Consider the following 19,933-nt stretch of genomic DNA (forward strand, 5'->3'; position numbering starts at 1 on the left):
AGTTCCACCCGGTCAACGCCGCGCCCCTCTCCGTCACGGACAATGGGCCCGTGCGCTACTGCATCCTCGGCACCACCCGGGCACTCCGCGACGACGGCACGGCCGTCCCCCTCGGCGGCGCGCGGCTGCGCGCCCTGCTCACCGTGCTCGCCCTGCGCCCCGGCCGGACCGTCCCCGCCGGGGTCCTCGTCGACGAGGTGTGGGACGGCGACCCGCCCGCCGACGCGACCGGCGCCCTCCAGGCCCTGGTCGGGAGGGCGCGGCGGGCGCTGGGCCGGAGCGCCGTCGAGTCCGTGGAGGGCGGCTACCGGCTCGCCGCCCCGCCGGACGCCGTGGACCTGCACCGCTTCGAACGCCTGGCGGGGGAGGGGAGCCGGGCCCTGGAGGACGGCGACGCGTCGAGCGCCCTCGCCCTGCTCGGGGAGGCCCTCGCCCTGTGGCACGGGCCCGCCCTCGCCGATCTGCCCGACCGCGCGGCGGAGGCGTCCCGCTGGGAGGCCCGCAGGCTCGACGCGCGACGCGCCGGACTCGGGGCCCTCCTCGCCCTGGGGAGAGCGGGCGAGGCACTGCCGGAGCTGGCCGTGCTCTGCGACGCCCACCCGCTCGACGAACCGCTCCAGGTCCTGCGCATCACGGCCCTGCGGGACGCCGGGCGCCCCGCCGAGGCACTGGCCGCGTACGAAGAGGTCCGCACCCTGCTCGACGACCGCCTCGGCACCGCCCCGGGCCCGGGGCTGCGGGCCCTGCACACCGAACTGCTCCACCAGGAACCGGCCGCGCCGCCCCCGCCGGGGCCCGCGCCCCGCCCCACCCGGGGCACTCCGCCCGCCGTGGGCGCGGCCCTCTCCCCGGCGGCCCCGGCCCCCGCCCCGGCTCCGCCCGGGAACCTCCGGGCCCGGCTCACCAGCTTCGTCGGCCGCGACAGCGACATCGCCGCGCTCCGCGACGACCTCGCCCGGAGCCGGCTCGTCACCCTGCTCGGCCCCGGCGGCGCGGGCAAGACCCGGCTGTCCCAGGAGACCGCGGAGGCCGCCGCCGAGAGCTGGCCCGACGGCGTCTGGCTCGCCGAGCTGGCCCCGGTCGACGACCCGGACAGCGTGCCGGAAGCCGTCCTGTCCGCCCTCGGCGCCCGTGAGACCGTGCTGCGCGGGGCGGGGGCCGAGGAACTGCGGGCCACCGACCGCACCGGAGCCGACCCCCTCGTACGCCTCACCGAGCACTGCGCCCCACGCCGGATGCTGCTCCTCCTGGACAACTGCGAGCACGTCGTCGAGGCGGCGGCCGCCCTCGCCGAACGGCTGCTGACCCACTGCCCGCAGCTCACCGTCCTCGCCACCAGCCGCGAACCCCTCGGCGTGCCGGGCGAGTTCGTCCGCCCCGTCGACCCGCTGCCGGACCCGATGGCGCTGCGTCTGCTCGCCGAGCGCGGGGCGGCGGCCCGCCCCGGCTTCCGCACCGACGCGGACGGGGCGACCGCTGCCGCCTGCGCCGAGATCTGCCGTCGCCTGGACGGGCTGCCGCTCGCCATCGAGCTGGCCGCCGCCCGGCTCCGGATGCTCACCCCGCGCCAGATCGCCGACCGGCTCGACGACCGCTTCCGCCTCCTCACCAACGGCAGCCGGACCGTGCTGCCCCGCCAGCAGACCCTGCGCGCCGTCGTCGACTGGTCCTGGGACCTGCTGGACGTCGCCGAACGCGCCGTGCTGCGCCGGCTCTCCGTCTTCGCCGGAGGCTGCTCCCTCGCCGCCGCGGAGGAGGTCTGCGCCCTGCCCGCATCGGCCGACGGCGTCGCCGTCGACTCCCTGGACGTCGCCGCCCTGCTCGGGTCGCTGGTCGACAAGTCCCTCGTCGTCGCCGTGCCCGGCGACGACGAGGAGATGCGCTACCGGCTGCTGGAGACGGTCGGCGAATACGCCGCGGAGCGCCTGGAGGAGGCCGCCGAACGGGACGCCGTCGAGCGGCGCCACCTGGTCCACTACCGGGAGCTGGCCCGGATCACCGGACCGCGGATGCGCGGCTTCGGACAGCGGGAGGCCATCGCGGTCTTCCGGCGTGAGTACGAGAACATCCGCACCGCGCTCCGCCACGCCGTCGCCGCCCGGGACGAGCACGAGGCGCTGTGCATCGTGCTGTCGCTGGCCTGGTACTGGATGCTGCGGGACCTGCGCTCGGACGCCCGCCAGTGGAGCGAGCTCGCCGCCTCGCTCGGCCCCGACCCCTTCGCCCCGCCCGGTGTCCTGGCTCCGGTGCTCATGGAAGGGCCCACCGACCGGCCGCCACCGATGGACGACGAACAGCTCGCGGAGGCGCGGCGCGGGGTGGCGCTGATCCAACTGGCCGGTGTGGACAACGCGATCAGCCAATGGTCGACTCCCGAAGGCAAGGCGCGCCTGCAAATCATCGCGGACACCTACCGGCCCGGCATGCCCCAGACCTGCCGCATGCCCGGAACGTTCTGGCTGTTCGCGGTCATGCTCACCGGCGACATGGACCGCTTGTTCGCGGTGCTCGACGAGACGGTCCGGGCCTCCCGGGTCCACGGCGGCGAGTGGGAGCTGGGCTCCGCGCTCCACACCCGCGCCAACCTCCTGTCCAACAGTCCCGAGCGGGTGGCGGACGCGCGTGCCGACGCCGACGAGAGCCTGGAGATCTACACCCGGCTGGGCGACGACTGGGGCGCTGCCGAGGCTCTCTCCGCGCGGGGGGAGGCCAACGAGCGCGCCGGGGACTTCCTGGCGGCCCTGGACGACTACCGGGCCGCCGTGGAGTACGCGCGGAAGATCGGCGCCCAGAGCCAGGCGGCACTGTTGTGGGCCCGGTACGCCGGCGCCCTCATCGAGCTCGACCGGCTCCCGGAGGCCGAGACCATCCTGCGCGACGTCACCGAGAACGGGCGGGAGGTGGGCCACGAGGCGACGCCGATGGCCCGTATGCACCTGGGGTTCGTCCTCGGGCTCCAGGGGCGGGTCGACGAGGCGCGCCGGGAGGCAGAGCTGGTCCGCGAGGACTTCCGATCCCGCGATGTCGCCATCTTCGGCGGATTCGTCTACGGCGTGCTGGCCTGGCTGGACAACCTCGACGGCGCCCACGCCTCCGCCCTCGACAACGCGCTGATCGCGCTGGAGAGTGCGCTGGAGCCGCTGTCGATGATGGTGGCCCCGCAGATGCCGTCGGCCCATCTGACGGCCATCGCCCACGCCCTCGCCGGGTTCGGCGACGCCAGGGCGGCTCAGGACGCCGCCCGGCTGCTGGCGTTCCAGGCGACGCTCCTCCCGAAGGGGCACGTGCCGAGCGTGATGGAGCACCGCAGCCTGGTCCTCGCCGAGCAGGCCGCCCGGGACCGGCTCGACGACGACGCGGCATTCGCGGCGGCGTACGCGGAGGGCGGCGGCCTCACTCTCGACGAGGCCACCGCCCTGGCGGAGACGTACCGGCGCAGCCCTCCGGCGTAACGCTTCTGCGCCCAGGCCCACTTGCTCGGGCCCGCTGCTCGGGCCTTCTGGCCCGGGCACATGGCCCGGGCCTCTTTGCGCAAGCCTTCTTGCTCAGGCCTTCTTGCGGAACTTGGACACCGCCAGCGGAGCCATCACCAGTGTGATGCCCGCCGCCCAGGCGAGCGTCACCCAGACGGAGTTCGCGACCGGGCCGCCCATCATCAGGCCCCGCGCCGCGTCCGCCAGATTGGACAGCGGGTTGTAGTCGGTGAACGCCTGGAGCCAGCCCGGCATGGTCGTGGGCGGCGCGAAGATGGAGGACCCGAACTGCAGGGGCATCAGCACCAGTATTCCCATCCCCTGGACCGCCTGGGCCGTCTTCATGGCCAGCCCGAGCACGATGAAGATCCACATGATGGCGGCGCCGAACACCGCCGACAGCGCGACCGCCGCCAGGAGTCCGAGCACGGACGTGCCCAGGGACATGCCGAGGGCGAAGCCCATCGCGAGCAGGATGGTGATGGCGACCATCATCCGGCCCAGCTCGACCACGATCTTGGCGATCAGCACCGAGGAGCGGGCTATCGGCATCGTCCGGAACCGGTCCATGACGCCCTTGCGGAAGTCGTCGTTGACCCCGGTGCCGACGGCCATGGCGATGTTCATGCCCATCATCGCCATCAGCCCGGGAACCAGATAGTTCAGGTAGTCCTGCCGGTTCCCGCCGAGGCTGCCGCCGACCGAGCCGCCGAAGACGTACACGAACAGCAGCGTGAAGATGATCGGCATCAGAAGGACGTCGAACATCGACTCGGGATCCTTCTTGATCTGGAGCAGATTGCGCCGCGCCAGAGCCCCGATGTGCCGCAGATTGGCCCGCAGACCGATCCGGCCCTCGTCGGCCACCGCCGGCTTCGACGGCGCGGCTCCCGCGGTCCCGGCGGGAGTGGGGGTCAGTGTCGTGGTGCTCATGCGGCGACCTCCTGGGGAGCCTGGTCGGAGAGGGGCGTGGCCTTGTCGCCGGTGATCGCGAGGAACACCTCGTCGAGGCTGGGCAGGGCGGTTGCGACATGGGCGAGGGAGAAGCCCCGGACGCCCAGCAGCCCGATGACGGCGGTCAGCTGCTCGTCGCTGAGGATCGGCACGTACAGCAGGCCCTCGTCCGGCACCGCCTGCGCGCCGGCGACGCCGTCGAGCCCGGCCTCCCGGATCGCCTGCGCCATCGCGGCCAGCTCAGCCGGGTCCGAGGGCCGGATCTGGAGGGTGCGTCCGCCGACCTTCGCCTTCAGCTCGTCGACCCCGCCCCGGGCGATGATCTTCCCGCGGTCGATCACGGTCAGCTCCTTGGCGAGCTGCTCCGCCTCCTCCATGTACTGGGTGGTCAGCAGCACGGTCGCGCCCTCGGCGACCATCCGCTGCACCTCGTCCCAGACCTCGTTACGGGTCCGGGGGTCGAGCCCCGTCGTCGGCTCGTCCAGGTAGAGCACGGCGGGGCTGCCGATCATGGAGGCGGCCAGGTCGAGCCGGCGGCGCATCCCGCCGGAGTACTCCATGCAGGCCCGCTTGGCGGCCTCGGTGAGCGAGAACCGCTCCAGCAGCTCGTCGGCGCGGGCCCGCGCCTTCTTGCGGGGCAGATCGAGCAGCCGCCCGATCATGTAGAGGTTCTCCCAGCCGGAGAGCTTCTCGTCGACCGAGGCGTACTGCCCGGTGAGGCCGATGGTGCGGCGGAGCTGCCGGGGCTGCCTCACCACGTCGAAGCCCGCGACGACCGCGTGGCCGGAGTCGGGGGTGATCAGGGTGGACAGGCAGCGTACGAGGGTGGTCTTGCCGGCGCCGTTGGGGCCGAGCACACCGAGGACGGTGCCTTCGCGGACGTCGAGGTCCACGCCGTCCAGTGCTTTGGTCGCGCCGTAGTGCTTGACCAGCCCCCGCACCTCGACGGCGTTCCGGCCGCTGCTGGGGTTCTTGTCGATTCGTTCCATGTCCACCAGCAGACCAGCGCCCACCGACAGCTCGCCGACAGGCCGCCGACGCGGCCCGGAAACCGGGCGCCGGACGGGCGACAGCCCGCCGATGGGGGATGTCGGCGGGCTGTCGGTGGTGCGGGAAATGGCTGGTGGGCGCTGGTCTGCCGAGGAAAGCGCGTCGGAAGACCCGTGGGTCAGTGCGGGGGCATCAGTGGAAGGTGTGTTCCGGCGCCGGGAACGTGGAGCCGACGACCTCGTCCGCGAACTCCTTCGCGGCGTCGCCGAGCACCTGGCGCAGGTTCGCGTACTGCTTGGTGAAGCGCGGCACCTTGCCGCCGGTCAGCCCGACCATGTCCGTGTAGACGAGGACCTGGGCGTCGGTCGCGGAACCGGCGCCGATGCCGACGGTCGGGATGTGGAGCGTACGGGTGACCTCGGCGGCCAGCTCGGCGGGGACCAGCTCCAGCACGACGGCGAACGCGCCCGCGTCCTGTACGGCCTTGGCGTCGCGCAGCAGCTGCTGGGCGGCCTCCTCGCCGCGCCCCTGGACCCGGTAGCCCATCGCGTTGACGGACTGCGGGGTCAGGCCGATGTGGCCCATGACCGGGATGCCGGCCTCGACCAGCAGCCGGATCTGCCCGTGGGACCGCTCGCCGCCCTCCAGCTTGACCGCGCCGACGCCCGACTCCTTGACCAGCCGGGTGGCGTTGCGGAGCGCCTGGACGGGACCCTCCTGGTACGAGCCGAAGGGCAGGTCGGCGACGACGAGGGCGCGCTTGGTGCCCCGGACGACGGCGGCGGACAGCATGGCGATCTCGTCCATCGTGACGGGCACGGTGGTCTCGTAGCCGAGGTGGCAGTTGCCCATGGAGTCCCCGACGAGCATGACCGGGATGCCGGCCTCGTCGAAGACGGACGCGGTCATCGCGTCGTAGGCGGTGAGCATCGGCCACTTCTCGCCGCGCTCCGTGGCGGCGGCGATGTCGTGGACGGTGATGCGGCGGGTGGACTTCCCTCCGTACAGCGCCTTGCTGCTGTCGGCGGACGCACCTGCGGGGGAGGAGGTGCCCGTGGGGGAAGCGGAGGTGTCCGTCGGGGAAGACGGATTCTGTGCAGCCTGAAGCGACATGGCCGGTGGCTCCTTCGTCATCTCGAGGCGCCCTGACGGCGTCCCCGGATCCCTTCCATGGTGGCATCCCGCCCCACCACTCGGGAAGTGGGCCCGCACGTGTGTCCGAACAGTGGCGGACCGGGAAACGTTCGACAACACGAGACGGCTTCGTATCGGGAGGGCTCGCCCCTGTACGCGTGTGACCGTTCTGTCACAGCAGCCGCCCGGCCGGCCCCGTACCGGAACCCGGCGCCCCGCCTCCGTCGTCCTGCTTTCCGTACGGGCACTCCGTACGGTCGTGGGGTGTCGGGCGGGTCTGTGGGCCGACGGCCGGAAAGACGCCGCTCATCGCCTAGGGTCGAGGGCGCGGCGATGTGCAGGGCAAGGCAGTGAGGACAGCGCGATGGTGCAGGCGTACGGAGCGGACACGGACCACGGCAGCGCGGAGCGGCCGGAGGCCGGCGGGTCCCGCTTCCGGGGCCTGTGGGACCGGCTCAGGTCCGACCGGGGCGTCTGGCGGCGCGGGATCGTGCTGGCCCTCTGCTCGGTGCTGCTGACCCTGCTGATGGTCGTCCACGCGCAGATCCCCAACCGGCTCGGCAACCTCGGCAGCCTCGTCGAGACGTTCCTGCCGTGGGTCGCGCTCTTCATCCCGGTGCTGCTGATCCTGGGCCTGCTGCGGCGCTCGGCGACCGCCGTGATCGCGCTGCTGCTGCCCGCCGTGGTCTGGCTCAACGTCTTCGGGGGCCTGCTCACCGACAAGTCCGGCGGCGGCGGCGACCTCACCGTCGCCACCCACAACGTCAACGCGGGCAACCCCGACCCCGACGGCACCGCCCAGCAGGTCGCCGGGTCCGGGGCGGACGTCGTGGCCCTCCAGGAACTCCCGGGCAGGCAGGTCTCCACGTACGAGAAGTCGCTGGCCGACCGCTACCCCTACCACTCCGTCCAGGGCACCGTGGGCCTGTGGAGCAAGTACCCGCTGGCCGACACCAAGCCCGTCGACATCAAGATGGGCTGGACCCGGGCGATGCGCTCGACGGTCAGGACCCCCCAGGGCGAGGTCGCGGTGTACGTGGCCCACCTGCCGTCCGTCCGCGTGAAGCTGCACGCCGGGTTCACCGCCAACCAGCGCGACAACAGCGCCGACGCGCTCGGTGAGGCCATCGCGGACGAACGGGTGGAGCGCGTCGTCCTGCTCGGCGACCTGAACGGCACGATGAACGACCGCTCGCTGAACGCGGTCACCGCGCAGATGCGCTCCACCCAGGGGGCGGCGGGCGACGGCTTCGGATTCAGCTGGCCCGCCTCGTTCCCGATGGCCCGGATCGACCAGATCATGGTCAAGGGCGTCGAGCCGTTGGCCTCCTGGACCCTCGCGGCGACCGACAGCGACCACCTCCCGATCGCGGCCCGCGTGGAGCTGTGATCACGGCCACGCAACCGTCCGTTCACCGCACGGCACAAAACGTCTGCGACAATTTGTTCTAGCCGCATACATAAAGAAGACCCAGCCGTCGCCCGGCATCCACACCGAGGCGACGGCTCTTCGTTCTGCCCCTGCCCGAGTGATCGCGAAAGGTCCCCTCCCCATGCCCCTGGCTCTCCTCGCCCTGGCCGTGAGCGCCTTCGGCATAGGTACGACGGAGTTCGTCATGATGGGGCTGCTGCCCAACGTGGCGGACGACCTCGGCACCTCCGTGCCCACCGCCGGATACCTCGTGTCGGCGTACGCGATCGGCGTCGTCCTCGGTGCGCCCCTGCTCACCGGCCTCGGCTCGCGGGTCCCGCGCAAGCGGATGCTCCTGCTCCTGATGGCGCTGTTCACCGTCGGCAACCTGGCCTCCGCGCTCGCCCCGGACTTCGGCTGGCTGATCGCGGGCCGCTTCCTCGCCGGCCTCCCGCACGGCGCGTTCTTCGGCGTCGGCGCGGTCGTCGCCGCCCGGCTGGTCCCCGAGGGCCGCCAGGCGCGGGCCGTCGCGACGATGTTCCTCGGCCTGACCGTCGCCAACATCGTCGGCGTCCCGGCGGCGACCCTCCTCGGCCAGCACCTCGGCTGGCGGGCCACCTTCCTCGTGGTCGCGGCGATCGGCCTCGCCGCGATGGCGGCCCTCACGCGCCTGGTCCCCCACATCCCCGTCGAGGCGCACCAGGACGTCCGCCGCGAACTGCGCGCCCTCGGCAACCGTCAGGTGATCCTCGGCCTGCTCACCGCCGTCTTCGGCTTCGCCGGGGTCTTCGCGGTGTACTCGTACCTCTCGGCCATGACCACGGAGGCGATGGGCTTCGGCACATCCTCGGTCACCCTGGTCCTGGCCCTCTTCGGCATCGGGATGACCCTGGGCGCCCTGGCCGCGGGCCCCCTCACGGACCGGGCGCTGCGCCCGACCCTGTACGGATCGCTCGGCGCGCTCGCGGTGATCCTGGTGGTGTTCCCGTTCACCGTGCACGTCCCGTGGGCGGCCCTGGTGATGGTGGTGCTGCTGGGCGGAGTCGGCTTCATGACGACGACCCCGCTCCAGATGCTGGTGATGAACAAGGCGAAGGACGCCCCGACGCTGGCCTCCGCCTCCAACCACTCCGCGTTCAACCTGGCCAACGCGGGCGGCGCCTGGCTGGGCGGCGTGGCCATCGCGGCGGGCTGGGGCTGGACGTCCCCGGCCCTGGTAGGCGCGGTGCTGGCAGTGATCGGCCTGGCCGTCGCGGCGACAGCGGGCTACCTGGACCGGGACCCGTCGCCGAAATCCCGCGTGGTGGCAGGAGGCCCCCGCACCACACCCCGCGAGCACCCGACATCAAGCCGGCCCGACACGCCCTCCCGCTCAAGCGCCTCCGGCACCCGGTCAGGCCCGCCCGGCGCCTGAGGACGGAACCCGGAATCGTTACCTCGCTGACCTGCGGAGAGACTGCTGCTGGGATGCCGGAGCGAGTGCTGCGCAGAAGGAACCGCAGTTCGCTCGAGTGTGCTGTCCGCTGCTCGGTCGCCTTACGGCCTTCGGAAGCCCGTCCCCGTCTTGCGTCCCAGATGCCCCATGTCCACCAGGTCGTACAGCGAGCGGGCCGCGTCGAAGTCCTCGGTCCTGAAGGTCTCGTGCAGCCGCTGGAGTATCGCGAGTGACACGTCGAGCCCCACCGTGTCCAGCAGCGCGAACGGACCCAGCGGGAACCCCAGCAGCGACTCGACGGCGGTGTCGAGCTCTTCCACGCCGAGGGACCCGCTGAGTTCCAGGGTGCGAACGGCGTGGTTCAGATAGGGGAACAGGAGGAAGTTGACGATGAACCCGGTCCGGTCGGTGCAGTCGACGGCGGTCTTGCCGAGGCGCTCGCAGAGGGCGTGCGCGGTGGCGTGGGCCGCGTCGTTCGTCGCCTCGGTGCGCACGACCTCGACCAGGCGCATCACCTGAGCCGGGTTGAAGAAGTGCATGCCGATGACGTCTTCGGGCCGGTCCGTGGCGGCTGCGCACTCGGCGACGGAAAGACTGGACGTGCTGGTCGCCAGCACCGCTCCGGGGCGGCACACCTTGTCGAGCTGCTCGAAGACCGAGCGCTTGACGGAGATGTCCTCGGCCACCGCTTCGATGACGAGGTCGCAGTCGGCGAGGGCGGTGAGGTCGTGGTCGGTCCGGACACGGGCGAGCGCCGAGCGAGCTGCCTCGGGGTCGAGCCGGCCGCGCTTGACAGCTCGCTCAAGAGACGAACCGATGGCCTCACGCGCGGATTCGGCGCGTTCGGCGGTACGTCCCGTCAGGGTGCTCTCCACACCGGCGAGTGCCAGCGCGTGCGCGATGCCACGCGCCATGGTGCCGGTACCCACGATGCCCACGTGCCCGACGGCCGGGACCTGACCCGAGGGACGGCCTCGCGGATCGGGCACGACGCGCCGACCGGCCTCGTCGTAGGCGTGGTAGCCCTGCCCGCTCTTGCGTCCCAGCCGGTCGCCCGCGATCATCCGCTCCAGCGACAGAGGCGGGCGGTAGTGGTCGAGGCCGGTACGCCGGTGCAGGTCGTCGAGCTCTCTGTACACCGTGTCGACGCCGACGGCATCCACCATTTCGAGAGGGCCGGCGGGCAGACCGCACCCGAGCCGCATCGCGGTGTCGATGTCCTCGGCCGACGCGTAGCCCTCTTCGTGCAGGGCGACGGCTCGACGGAGATAGGGGAGGAGCAACGTCCGTGCGACGGGCGCGTCGACACCCGGGGGAGCCACTGCGAGTCCGAGGAGCGACAGCAGATCCTCGGCTGCCGAAACCGTCTCGGGCGCGGTCAGCGTGGTGCGAACGAGTCCGGCTCCCGCCCGCGGGGACAGGGGCAGGGCGAAGCGCAGTCCCACGAGGTGGGCCGGCCGCCCGGACGCGATGGCGAGTGCGGGGACCGACAGTGAGGCCGTCGTCGTCACCAGCACGGTGGCACGCGGACAGACCTCACCCAGTCGGCGCAGTACGTCCCTTTTGACGTCGGCACGCTCAGACACGGCTTCGATGACCACGTCGGCCGCGCCGAGGCGCTCGAACCGGTCGCTCACCTCCGCTGTGCCCGCCCGCGTGCGCGCTCTTTCGACGACGGCCGGATCGCTGTCGACACCGATCACCCGCGTACCGCCCGCGTCGAGGGCGCGCAGCAGACCGTGCCCCAATGAGCCGAGGCCGACTATGCCGACCACCATGCGTTGCTGTACCACGCTCTGAGTCCCCTCACGTTCAGGAATCGATTGCTGGGCAGGCGGCGGTCACGCACGGAAACGACGTCGACGCCTCCTGCCGCGACAAGCCCGCGACCGCAACGCCGCCGGGCGGGGTCAGCGCCCCTCGGGCGCCGTCCCGGTCGCACCGCCGTACGTTCCGGGGGCTGCGCGGAAGCGGTTGATGGCGTCGAGGTGCTCGGCTCGCAACGTGTGATTGCGGACGCCCGTGCCTTCTTCGGGGGCGAGGGCGAGGACACCGATCTTGCCCTGGTGCACGTTGTGGTGGACGTCCCACGCCGCCCGGCCGGTGTCGGCGAGGTGGTACGTCCTGGACAGGGTCGGGTGGATCCTGCCCTTGGTGATGAGGCGGTTGGCCTCCCACGCCTCGCGGTAGTTGGCGAAGTGCGAACCGACGATGCGCTTGAGGGACATCCACAGGTACCGGTTGTCGTACTCGTGCAGATATCCGGAGGTGGACGCGCAGGTCACGATGGTGCCACCCTTGCGCGTGACGTAGACGCTGGCGCCGAAGGTCTCGCGGCCGGGATGCTCGAACACCACGTCGACATCCTCACCGCCGGTGAGTTCGCGGATGCGCGCGCCGAACCGCTTCCACTCCTTGGGGTTCTGTGTCCGCTCGTCCTTCCAGAACTGGAAGCCCTCCGCGTTGCGGTCGATGACCGCGGTGGCGCCCATGGCCCGGCACAGCTCGGCCTTCCGCGCACTGGACACCACACAGACCGGGTTGGCGCCCCCCGCCAGGGCCAACTGCGTCGCATAGGAACCCAGGCCGCCGCTCGCTCCCCAGATGAGGACGTTGTCGCCCTGCTTCATGCCTGCTCCGTTGCGGGAGACCAGCTGACGGTAGGCGGTCGAGTTGACCAGTCCCGAGCTGGCCGCCTCTTCCCAGGTCAGGTGCTCCGGCTTCGGCATCAGTTGATTTGCCCTGACGAGCGAGATCTCGGCAAGGCCGCCGAAGTTGGTCTCGTAGCCCCAGATCCGCTGCTCGGGATCGAGCATCGTGTCGTTGTGGCCGTCCGAACCCTCCAGGTCCACCGACAGGCAGTGCGCCACGACCCGGTCGCCGGGCCGCCACCGCCGTACGCCGGGGCCGGTGCGCAGTACGACACCGGCGACATCGGATCCGATGGCGTGGTAGTCCCGGTCGTGCCGTGCGGCCGAGCCGCCGGTCCGTGCGTACCGTTCCAGCAGCGCGAAGGTGGACACAGGTGTTCCGAGTGCGCTCCACACGGTGTTGTAGTTGATGGCACTCGCCATGACCGCGATCAGCACCTCGCCGACCTCGGGCTCCGGAGTGGGCACGTCCGCGAGGTGGACGGACTTCGTCGTATCACGTTCCCGCAGCGGTATGCCGTCGAATATGTCGCGCTCGTCACGGAACAGTACGGCGGCCTTGTGGGACTCGGGAATTTCCAGTGCGGCGAAGTCTTCAGTGACGGCGTCGGGAGACTCGACCACCTCAAGGATGTGCTGCATCGCGGACCTTTCTTCGAGCTTCGGCCAGGCTGGGGACGGGTGACGACTGCGGGGACATGTCGCATGCCCAGGCGTCTTTTACTCGGCGATGCGGTGCGGCCCGGAAGCGCGCGGTGCGCCGGTGTCGTCACCGTACGGAGTGGTAGGCGTTGATGACGCGTCGCTTGTCGAGGCGAGCAGTTCCGCCGCCGCGATCCTGTTTGTAAGGGAACTCGCAAAAAAAGGGGACGCCCGCCGGACACGCCGGTCGGAGAGGAAGAGAAAAGCCGCGTTACGAAGAAGCGGCACACGGGTGTTCTTGCTACACGCCGGGCTAGGCTAGCAGCGGATAGCGACCGTGAACAAGCACGGTTCTCGCGGATGTATGTATACGTCGTTTGCGGAGAGTGATCAGGGAAAAACTGGAGGGCCAACGGTTCATCCCGAGTCGACTCCTGAAACCCTCCGTCCACGCAATCCTGTCGGTGTGCACCGTCGCGACGACGGTACGGCGTGGCACCTTACTACCCGCGGATGCCCACGGGATGTCCAATGCTTCTGGTTTCCGGCGTTTCTGCTCTCATTCCCTGTCGGGCATGCCGCGGGCAGGGGGCGCGACCATGCGGCAGGTGAAGAACTGCGCCAGCATGCCAAATCTCGCCGGAGGTCTTGGTGGCTCGTCCCTACGTTCCCCCCAGGAATACTCCTTACGCTCTGAAGAGTGGCTAACTTGAGGAGTCGGTTATGGGTTCCCCGTTCGGTGCGATGGATTTCCGGCGCACTCTTGGACAGCTCCCGACCGGGGTAACGGTGATCACCACCGTGGGGTCCTACGGGCAGCCTGCCGGCATGGCGTGCAATTCCTTCATGTCGGTGTCGCTGGACCCCCCGCTGGTCCTGCTCTGCGTCGGAAACACGTCATCGACGCTGATTGATCTTCAGCGGAGTGGTAGGTTTTGCGCCAATATTCTGGCCAGCAGCCAGGCTCAGCTGTGCCGACAGTTCTCGGTCAAGGGCATCGACCGGTTCGCCGGCGTCCCGTGGACCGAGTCCGAGGCGGGACCGGAACTCACCGAGTCGATCGCCTGGGTGTCGTGTGCGATCGAGTCCGAGCAGGACGCCGGCGATCACGTCGTCATCATCGCCAGGGTGACCGGACTGCGGGTGAATGAGGACGAGCCCGCGCCGCTGGTGTTCCATCGCGGCAGATTCGGTTCGCTCTCCGAGGCCTCGGAGCCGCTGGCGGCGACCGGCGCGGCGCCCCGGCCCGTGACCGGCGGCGGTGTACGCACTCCGTCGGGCTCACCGGGGACGGTTCTCTGAGGAGCTTTGCGCACGTAGGTGTCGCCGCCGGCCCTCCCTGCCCGGCCGGCGGGCTCCCGCAACCGGCGCCCGATGCCCATTAGGGTTCGTTTCCGGCATTTGTATGTAAACGTTGAATTTCGCTCGGGTATCATTCGCGGCAAGTGAGCGGAAAGAATTCAAAGTTTACTGGGGGGCGGCTTTGTTCTTTTCCAGGCCGAGTGTCGGAGTTCTTGAAGTTTATGAGTGGAGTTTGGGTAGGGACGGCTTCTCTGTCGAGGAAGTCGCGAAAGGGCTGGGCTTCGACAGCCTGGACGAGACCGAGGAGATCGTCGCCGAGCTCGTGGACCTCCGGCTTGTGGAGAGGTCTCGCGACCGGAACGACGTCCGTTACGTTCCGGTTGATCCAGGTCCCGCCTCGTCCCGCCTCCTGACCAGAAGTGAACTGGATCTGCTCGAGGGGAAGACGGCCATGGGTCGGCTTCAGAGCGACCTTGCGCGCATATCCGTGCTGTTCCAGTCGAGCAAGTTCGGCAGCCGGAGTTCGAATTCATTCGACATCGTGAAATCCCGAGAGAGCGCAGCACTGCTTCTCTCCGAAGCGGCAGCCAACAGCTCCCGGGAAGTCCTCTGTATGAAACCGGGGAGCGCATGGTCGACCGAAGGGTTCGGCGAGGGGCAGGATCCGGGGCTCACGACGCTCGACCCCGGCGTGTATCTGCGTGTCCTGTACCAGCACACCGTCCGGTTCGAGTCGACGTTCCGTGGGCATGCGGCGAAGCTCACCGAATCCGGCGCGGAGGTGCGGACCGCGGGAGCGCTCATCGGCAGCCTCTTCATCTTCGACCGGACCACGGCTTACGTCCTCCTGGACGACGAGGAGGGCGGTGCCGTGGTCGTCCACGAAAGTTCGCTCGTCAACTTCTTCTTCTCCTGTTTCGAGCATGTCTGGGCGACGGCCAAGGAGGTCGACAACCGCCGGCCCGAAGCGGAGGTCGTCGGCCGTGACATGAAGCAGGAGATCGTCAGGATGCTCATCTCCGGTGTCAAGGACGAGGCCATCGCCCGGCGTCTCGGGGTATCGGTGCGCACCTGCCGCAAACACATAGGTGAGGTCATGCGGATGTTCGGCGCGACGAGCCGGTTCCAGTTCGGCTATCTGGTCAAGGAAGCCAACCTCGACGAGGACCTGTAGCGGCCTGCTTCCGCCCGCTCCGTCGTCGTGCCCCGTCGCCGGAGCCGGCTTTTCGGCGGGTGGTCACCCCGGCCACCCGCCGCTCCCCTGTGTTCGCCCGTGTTCGCGGTGGGTGGAGCGGCTTCCCCTGCCCCCATGCTGCCCCATGGAACGCGTCGAGCGTGCTTCATCAAGTGGAAGTGCAGCTTGTGGAGCGCTTGCAGGCTGGATCCTGGCGTGTTTCTGGCGCATGCTTTTAGCCATTGGACTGTTAGTGGAGATCCAGTGGTTCGACATTTGCCGGACGCTATTGGGGGGCGTATCGACATGAGTCAGTCCCGGTCATTCGGTTAACCGGGGCAGTGCATTCCGCGACCACGGCGACGGGGCGTGTTGCACAGAAGGACACCTGTTCGAAACAATTGCGGATTAGGCTCCTCGGAGCCGAGCCTCTCGAAAAAAATCCCGGTGTACACAGTTTGTGGTCGCTGCTGTGACGGCTGCATTCATGTCGGCGTGATAGTGGATTTGATTCTGTGGTCGCATTCACGTCGGGCGCGACTCTGCACTGCCGGACAATCTCCATCCGAAATCTTTCCGAACGTAAAGCTGAGGTAGTTATGAGCGGGTCTGTCGTTCGTGACATCAGTCGGGGGCCGATACAGCCCTCCCCTGTTCAGGGACGGCCGGGTGTGGTCGGCCGATGACGGACAACAAGGGTGCGCCGCGACTCGCGGTGTTCGGCGCAGGAGTCATGGGCATCGGCATCGCGACCCTCGCCGTCGGGCGAGGAGTGCCGGTCACGCTGGTGGATGTGGACCAGGCGCGCCTGGACACGGCACCGCAGCGCGTGCGGAGCGAGCTCAGACTCGCTCACATGATGGGAGCGCTACCACGGGGCGGACCGATCGGTGAGTTGCAGCTCGCCGGATCGTCCGTGGCCGCGGCGGACGCGACCTGGGTGATCGAGGCGATCACCGAGGTCGCCGACCTCAAGGCCAAGGTGCACGGGGAGATCGCCGCCGCGGTCGCGCCCGGAACGCTGCGTGTCACCAACACCTCGTCCATCCCCGTCGGCGAACTCGCCGACCAGGTCCCATCCCCCGAGGACCTGGTCGGCGTCCACTTCATGAATCCGCCGTACCTCATCGGCACCCTCGAGGTGATCCGCGGTCCGCGCACCGGCGATGCGGCGATGTCCTCCGTCCGCGAGCTCCTGTCCACCCTGGACAGGAAGGGGGTCGTGGTCGGCGACGGACCGGGCTTCGTCACCAGCCGCGTACTGCACCGGATGATCAACGACGCGGCCAACGTCGTCGAGGAGGGCCGGGCCACCGTCGAGGACGTCGACGCCCTGATGGAAGGCTGCCTCGGACACCCGACGGGTCCGCTGCGGACCGCCGACCTGATCGGGATCGACAACCTCGTCGACTCCCTCCTGGTCCTGCACGAGCGCACCGGGGACGAGAGCTGCCGCCCGAGCGAACTGCTGCTGCGCAAGGTCGCCGAAGGCAACCACGGCCGCAAGACCGGCCGCGGTTTCTACGAGTACGGAGCCCACTGATGGCCGGCCAGGTGGAAGTCGACGAGAGCCTGCTCGACTACGTGCGGTCGGTGTCCCTGCGGGACGACGAGATTCTCCGCGACCTGGTCGCCGAGACGGCGTTCATGCCGGCGCTGAACGCCATGGTGACCATGCCCGAGGAAGGGCAACTGCTCGCCATGCTGGTCCGGTTGACCGGCGCGTCCCGGGTGCTGGAGGTCGGCACGTTCACCGGCTACAGCACGCTGTGCATGGCGCGTGCGCTGCCGCCCGGCGGGCGGATCATCACCTGCGACATCAGTGAGCGCTGGACCAAGGTGGCGCGGCGGTACTGGGAGCGCGCCGGCGTCTCCGACCGGATCGAACTGCGGCTCGGGGACGGCTCGGAGACCATGGGGACCCTGATCTCCGAGCACGGACCGGAGACCTTCGACCTGGTCTTCATCGACGCCGACAAACAGAGCTACGCGCGTTACTACGAAGAGGCGCTCACCCACCTGCGCCCCGGCGGCCTGATCGTGCTCGACAACACGCTCTACTTCGGCCGGGTCGTCGACCCGGACGCGGACGATCCCGACACCCGGGCCATCCGCGAACTCAACGCCTCGCTTCTCGACGACGACAGGGTGGAACTGTCCCTCCTTGTCATGGCGGACGGCATCACGTTGCTGCGCAAGAACACAGTGGACCAAGAAGGGGACCTCTCATGACCGACTCGGCAATCGACCTTCCGGTGGCCGCCATCGAGCAGCGCATCGGGGAGTTTCTTGAGTCGAAGACCAAGATGACCTGGGAGCCGGAGGTGGACCTGTTCGCCTCGGGCGCGGTCTCCTCGCTCTTCGCGATGGAACTGGTCGTGTTCGTGGAGAGCACGTTCGGCGTCACCGTGGAGGGCCCGGACCTCGCCATGGACAACTTCCGTACGGTGCGGACCATGAGCACCCTGGTGACACGGCTGCGCAGTGGTGTCGAGAGTGCTTGACGTCCTGACCGCGCTGGTGACCGATACGGTCGCCGATGCCGCGAGCGAGTGGGACGTGGCGGGCGAGATCCCGGTCGATGTCCTCAGGGAATTGGGATCCAGGGGCGTGTTGTGCGCCGAGGCGAAACCGGAGTTCGGCGGTCTCGGCCTGTCCGGGACCGACAACGCCGAACTGACTGCCCACACCGGCGCGTTGTGCAGTTCGCTGCGCAGCGTGATGACCTCCCAGGGGATGGCCGCGTGGACGATCCAGCGGTTCGGCGACAAGGGCCAGCGAGTGGAGTACATCGGCCGGCTCACCCGTGGTGACCTGGCCGCGGTGGCGTTCAGCGAGCCCGGTGCCGGCAGTGATCTCGCCGCGATGAGCACGGAGATCCGGCGGGAGGGCGACGAGATCGTCGTCAACGGCACCAAGACCTGGATCACGGTCGCCGCCTACGCCGACTGGATCATCGTGTTCGGCCGGTACGAGGGTGGCGGCGCCGCGGTCGTCGTGCCCGCGTCGGCTCCCGGTGTCCGGGTGACGAAGGTGGCGGACCCGCTCGGCTGCCGCGCGGCCGGGCACGCCGCCGTGGTCCTCGACGACGTACGGCTGCCCGCGGAGAGCCTGCTCGCGGTGGCCGGTCAGCCGGTCGTCATGCTGACCACCATCGCTCTGACCTACGGCCGTCTCTCGGTGGCCTGGGGCTGCGTCGGCATCCTCCGCGCCTGTGTCGCGGCGGTCGCCCGGCATGCCGCCGAGCGGGAGCAGTTCGGTCAGCCCCTGCTGCGGCACCAGCTGGTCGCCAGGCACCTCGCCGAGCTCTACGCGGCGGAACGGACAGCGACGTTCGCCTGCGAGCAGGCGAGCCGCAGCTGGGAGAACAACTCGCCGGAGCAGGTGCCCGCGTCGGTCCTCGCCAAGCATGTCGCGGCCGGGAACGCCGCCCGCGGCGCGGCGTCGGCGGTGCAGGTGCTCGCCTCCGCGGGCGCGGCGGGCGGGCACGTGGTCGAACGGGCCTACCGCGACGCGAAGTTGATGGAAATCATCGAGGGCAGCAACGAGATCTGCCAGCTGATCCTCGCCGAGCACGCGGCCTCGACGGTGGCCTGACCGTTTCTCACGGAATGGAGTTGGCATGTCAGAATCCCTACCGATCGTGAAGTGCCTCGTCTGGGACCTCGACAACACCCTGTGGAGAGGCACGCTCCTCGAAGACGGCCATGTGGAGGTCGACGACGCGATCCGCAAGGTCGTGACCGAACTCGACGCGCGGGGCGTGCTCCAGGCCGTCTCCAGCCGCAACGACCACGACGAGGCGTGGGGCCGGCTCGAAGAGCTGGGCCTGGCCGAGTACTTCGTCCTGCCGCACATCGGCTGGGGCCCCAAGTCCGACTCCGTGCGCAGGATCGCCGAGCGTCTGAACTTCTCGCTCAAGACGATCGCGTTCATCGACGACCTGCCCACCGAGCGTGCCGAAGTCGAATACCACCTTCCCGACGTCCGGACCTACTCGGCCGAGGACGCCGGCGCGCTCCTCGGCCTACCCGAGTTCAGCCCGCCGGTGGTCACGGTCGACGCCCGCCGACGCCGCGAGATGTACCGGGCCGGCTTCGAGCGGGAACTGGAGCGGGAGAAGCACGAGGGTGCCGACGAGGACTTCCTGCGCTCGCTCGACCTGGTGATGCGGATCGGGAAGGCCAGGGACGAGGAGATCACCAGGGTCGAGGAACTGACCCTGCGGACCAGCCAGATGAACGCGACGGGCGTGCACTACTCCGACGCCGCGCTGCGCTCGCTGCTGTCCGACGAGCAGCACGAGGTGCTGGTGGTTTCGCTGACCGACCGATTCGGACCGCACGGGGCGGTCGGGGTCATGCTGATCGAGAAGACCGAACAGGCCTGGCGCATCAAGCTGCTGGCGACCTCGTGCCGTGTCGTCTCGTTCGGCGCGGGCGCGGTGCTGCTGCGGTGGCTCACCGACGCCGCCGCGCGGGCCGGTGTGCACCTCGTCGCCGACTTCAGGCGCACCGAGCGCAACCGGATGATGGAAGTGGCCTACCGGTTCGCGGGGTTCACCACGGCGGAGTGTGCCTGTCTGTCCTCGTTCTCACTGCCCGAGGGGACCGAGTGCCTGCACCTCGAGGCCGTCCGGCAGGCTCCGCCGGTCACCATGCGCGTCTTCGCTCCTGAGCCGCTCGTCGGCGGGGCAGAGTCGGAATGGCTGTAGGCGGCGACCGGCCACAGGCCTGACGCGCGGAACACGAACCATCCAACGGGGGG

At 69.9% G+C, this 19,933-nt stretch carries 15 protein-coding genes; 10 read left to right on the plus strand and 5 right to left on the minus strand.

From position 1 onward, the window contains the following. Positions 1–50 precede the first annotated feature (50 nt). Complete coding sequence (locus N7925_RS26900; protein WP_265601991.1) at positions 51–3,452, plus strand: AfsR/SARP family transcriptional regulator; 3,402 nt, start codon at positions 51–53, stop codon at positions 3,450–3,452. A gap of 93 nt (positions 3,453–3,545) precedes the next feature. On the opposite strand, the gene N7925_RS26905 is transcribed toward N7925_RS26900, so the two are convergent. The 3 genes from N7925_RS26905 to panB form a co-directional block, all read right to left on the minus strand. Beyond that, entirely contained in the window at positions 3,546–4,406 is an 861-nt protein-coding gene (locus tag N7925_RS26905; RefSeq protein WP_265601992.1) for an ABC transporter permease, read from the minus strand. Further along, on the minus strand, positions 4,403–5,416 hold the full coding sequence (locus N7925_RS26910) for an ATP-binding cassette domain-containing protein (RefSeq protein ID WP_265601993.1): 1,014 nt from the start codon (positions 5,414–5,416) through the stop codon (positions 4,403–4,405). The genes N7925_RS26905 and N7925_RS26910 overlap by 4 nt, the downstream gene beginning before the upstream one ends. Before the next feature lie 193 nt (positions 5,417–5,609). Next, positions 5,610–6,530 (minus strand): 3-methyl-2-oxobutanoate hydroxymethyltransferase, encoded by a 921-nt coding sequence (gene panB / locus N7925_RS26915; protein ID WP_274345414.1) that lies wholly within the window; start codon positions 6,528–6,530, stop codon positions 5,610–5,612. Between the two features lie 385 nt (positions 6,531–6,915). Here panB and N7925_RS26920 point away from each other — a divergent pair, with 385 nt between their 5' ends. Together N7925_RS26920 and N7925_RS26925 are read left to right on the plus strand one after the other, a co-directional pair. Beyond that, complete coding sequence (locus N7925_RS26920; protein WP_274345415.1) at positions 6,916–7,941, plus strand: endonuclease/exonuclease/phosphatase family protein; 1,026 nt, start codon at positions 6,916–6,918, stop codon at positions 7,939–7,941. Positions 7,942–8,104: 163 nt separating this feature from the next. Continuing rightward, positions 8,105–9,376, plus strand: coding sequence for an MFS transporter (locus N7925_RS26925; protein ID WP_274345416.1), 1,272 nt, complete (start codon positions 8,105–8,107; stop codon positions 9,374–9,376). Between the two features lie 122 nt (positions 9,377–9,498). Here the strand turns inward: N7925_RS26925 and N7925_RS26930 are convergent, their stop codons facing one another. Further along, complete coding sequence (locus N7925_RS26930; protein WP_274345417.1) at positions 9,499–11,175, minus strand: 3-hydroxyacyl-CoA dehydrogenase family protein; 1,677 nt, start codon at positions 11,173–11,175, stop codon at positions 9,499–9,501. A gap of 132 nt (positions 11,176–11,307) precedes the next feature. Next, positions 11,308–12,690: a crotonyl-CoA carboxylase/reductase gene (ccrA, locus tag N7925_RS26935; protein WP_265601998.1), complete on the minus strand. Its 1,383-nt coding sequence runs from the start codon at positions 12,688–12,690 to the stop codon at positions 11,308–11,310. A 723-nt stretch (positions 12,691–13,413) separates the two neighbouring features. On the opposite strand from ccrA, the gene N7925_RS26940 reads away from it, so the two are divergent. From N7925_RS26940 to N7925_RS26970, 7 genes are all read left to right on the plus strand, one after another. After that, on the plus strand, positions 13,414–13,992 hold the full coding sequence (locus tag N7925_RS26940; protein WP_274345418.1) for a flavin reductase family protein: 579 nt from the start codon (positions 13,414–13,416) through the stop codon (positions 13,990–13,992). 181 nt (positions 13,993–14,173) lie between these two features. Then, positions 14,174–15,166 carry a helix-turn-helix transcriptional regulator gene (locus N7925_RS26945; RefSeq protein ID WP_274345419.1) on the plus strand — a complete coding sequence of 331 codons (993 nt, stop codon included), beginning with the start codon at positions 14,174–14,176 and terminating at the stop codon, positions 15,164–15,166. 682 nt (positions 15,167–15,848) lie between these two features. Further along, positions 15,849–16,709, plus strand: a complete 861-nt coding sequence (locus tag N7925_RS26950; protein WP_274345420.1) for a 3-hydroxyacyl-CoA dehydrogenase family protein — start codon at positions 15,849–15,851, stop codon at positions 16,707–16,709. After that, positions 16,709–17,398: an O-methyltransferase gene (locus tag N7925_RS26955; protein ID WP_265602002.1), complete on the plus strand. Its 690-nt coding sequence runs from the start codon at positions 16,709–16,711 to the stop codon at positions 17,396–17,398. The genes N7925_RS26950 and N7925_RS26955 overlap by 1 nt, the downstream gene beginning before the upstream one ends. Continuing rightward, complete coding sequence (locus tag N7925_RS26960; RefSeq protein WP_265602003.1) at positions 17,395–17,670, plus strand: acyl carrier protein; 276 nt, start codon at positions 17,395–17,397, stop codon at positions 17,668–17,670. The genes N7925_RS26955 and N7925_RS26960 overlap by 4 nt, the downstream gene beginning before the upstream one ends. Continuing rightward, entirely contained in the window at positions 17,654–18,763 is a 1,110-nt protein-coding gene (locus N7925_RS26965) for an acyl-CoA dehydrogenase family protein (protein WP_443032247.1), read from the plus strand. Before N7925_RS26960 ends, N7925_RS26965 begins: the two co-directional genes overlap by 17 nt. A 25-nt stretch (positions 18,764–18,788) precedes the next feature. After that, positions 18,789–19,880 (plus strand): HAD-IIIC family phosphatase, encoded by a 1,092-nt coding sequence (locus N7925_RS26970; protein WP_274345422.1) that lies wholly within the window; start codon positions 18,789–18,791, stop codon positions 19,878–19,880. The last annotated feature ends 53 nt before the right edge of the window (positions 19,881–19,933 follow it).

Source organism: Streptomyces sp. CA-278952, from assembly GCF_028747205.1.
In the GTDB taxonomy this organism is placed as follows: Bacteria; Actinomycetota; Actinomycetes; order Streptomycetales; family Streptomycetaceae; genus Streptomyces.

Bases quoted from the DNA above. Each gene is read 5' to 3' on its own strand.
- N7925_RS26905 (WP_265601992.1), bottom strand. From the start codon at position 4,406: ATGAGCACCACGACACTGACCCCCACTCCCGCCGGGACCGCGGGAGCC.
- N7925_RS26910 (WP_265601993.1), bottom strand. From the start codon at position 5,416: ATGGAACGAATCGACAAGAACCCCAGCAGCGGCCGGAACGCCGTCGAG.
- panB (WP_274345414.1), bottom strand. From the start codon at position 6,530: ATGTCGCTTCAGGCTGCACAGAATCCGTCTTCCCCGACGGACACCTCC.
- N7925_RS26920 (WP_274345415.1), top strand. From the start codon at position 6,916: ATGGTGCAGGCGTACGGAGCGGACACGGACCACGGCAGCGCGGAGCGG.
- N7925_RS26925 (WP_274345416.1), top strand. From the start codon at position 8,105: ATGCCCCTGGCTCTCCTCGCCCTGGCCGTGAGCGCCTTCGGCATAGGT.
- N7925_RS26930 (WP_274345417.1), bottom strand. From the start codon at position 11,175: ATGGTGGTCGGCATAGTCGGCCTCGGCTCATTGGGGCACGGTCTGCTG.
- ccrA (WP_265601998.1), bottom strand. From the start codon at position 12,690: ATGCAGCACATCCTTGAGGTGGTCGAGTCTCCCGACGCCGTCACTGAA.
- N7925_RS26940 (WP_274345418.1), top strand. From the start codon at position 13,414: ATGGGTTCCCCGTTCGGTGCGATGGATTTCCGGCGCACTCTTGGACAG.
- N7925_RS26950 (WP_274345420.1), top strand. From the start codon at position 15,849: ATGACGGACAACAAGGGTGCGCCGCGACTCGCGGTGTTCGGCGCAGGA.
- N7925_RS26955 (WP_265602002.1), top strand. From the start codon at position 16,709: ATGGCCGGCCAGGTGGAAGTCGACGAGAGCCTGCTCGACTACGTGCGG.
- N7925_RS26960 (WP_265602003.1), top strand. From the start codon at position 17,395: ATGACCGACTCGGCAATCGACCTTCCGGTGGCCGCCATCGAGCAGCGC.
- N7925_RS26970 (WP_274345422.1), top strand. From the start codon at position 18,789: ATGTCAGAATCCCTACCGATCGTGAAGTGCCTCGTCTGGGACCTCGAC.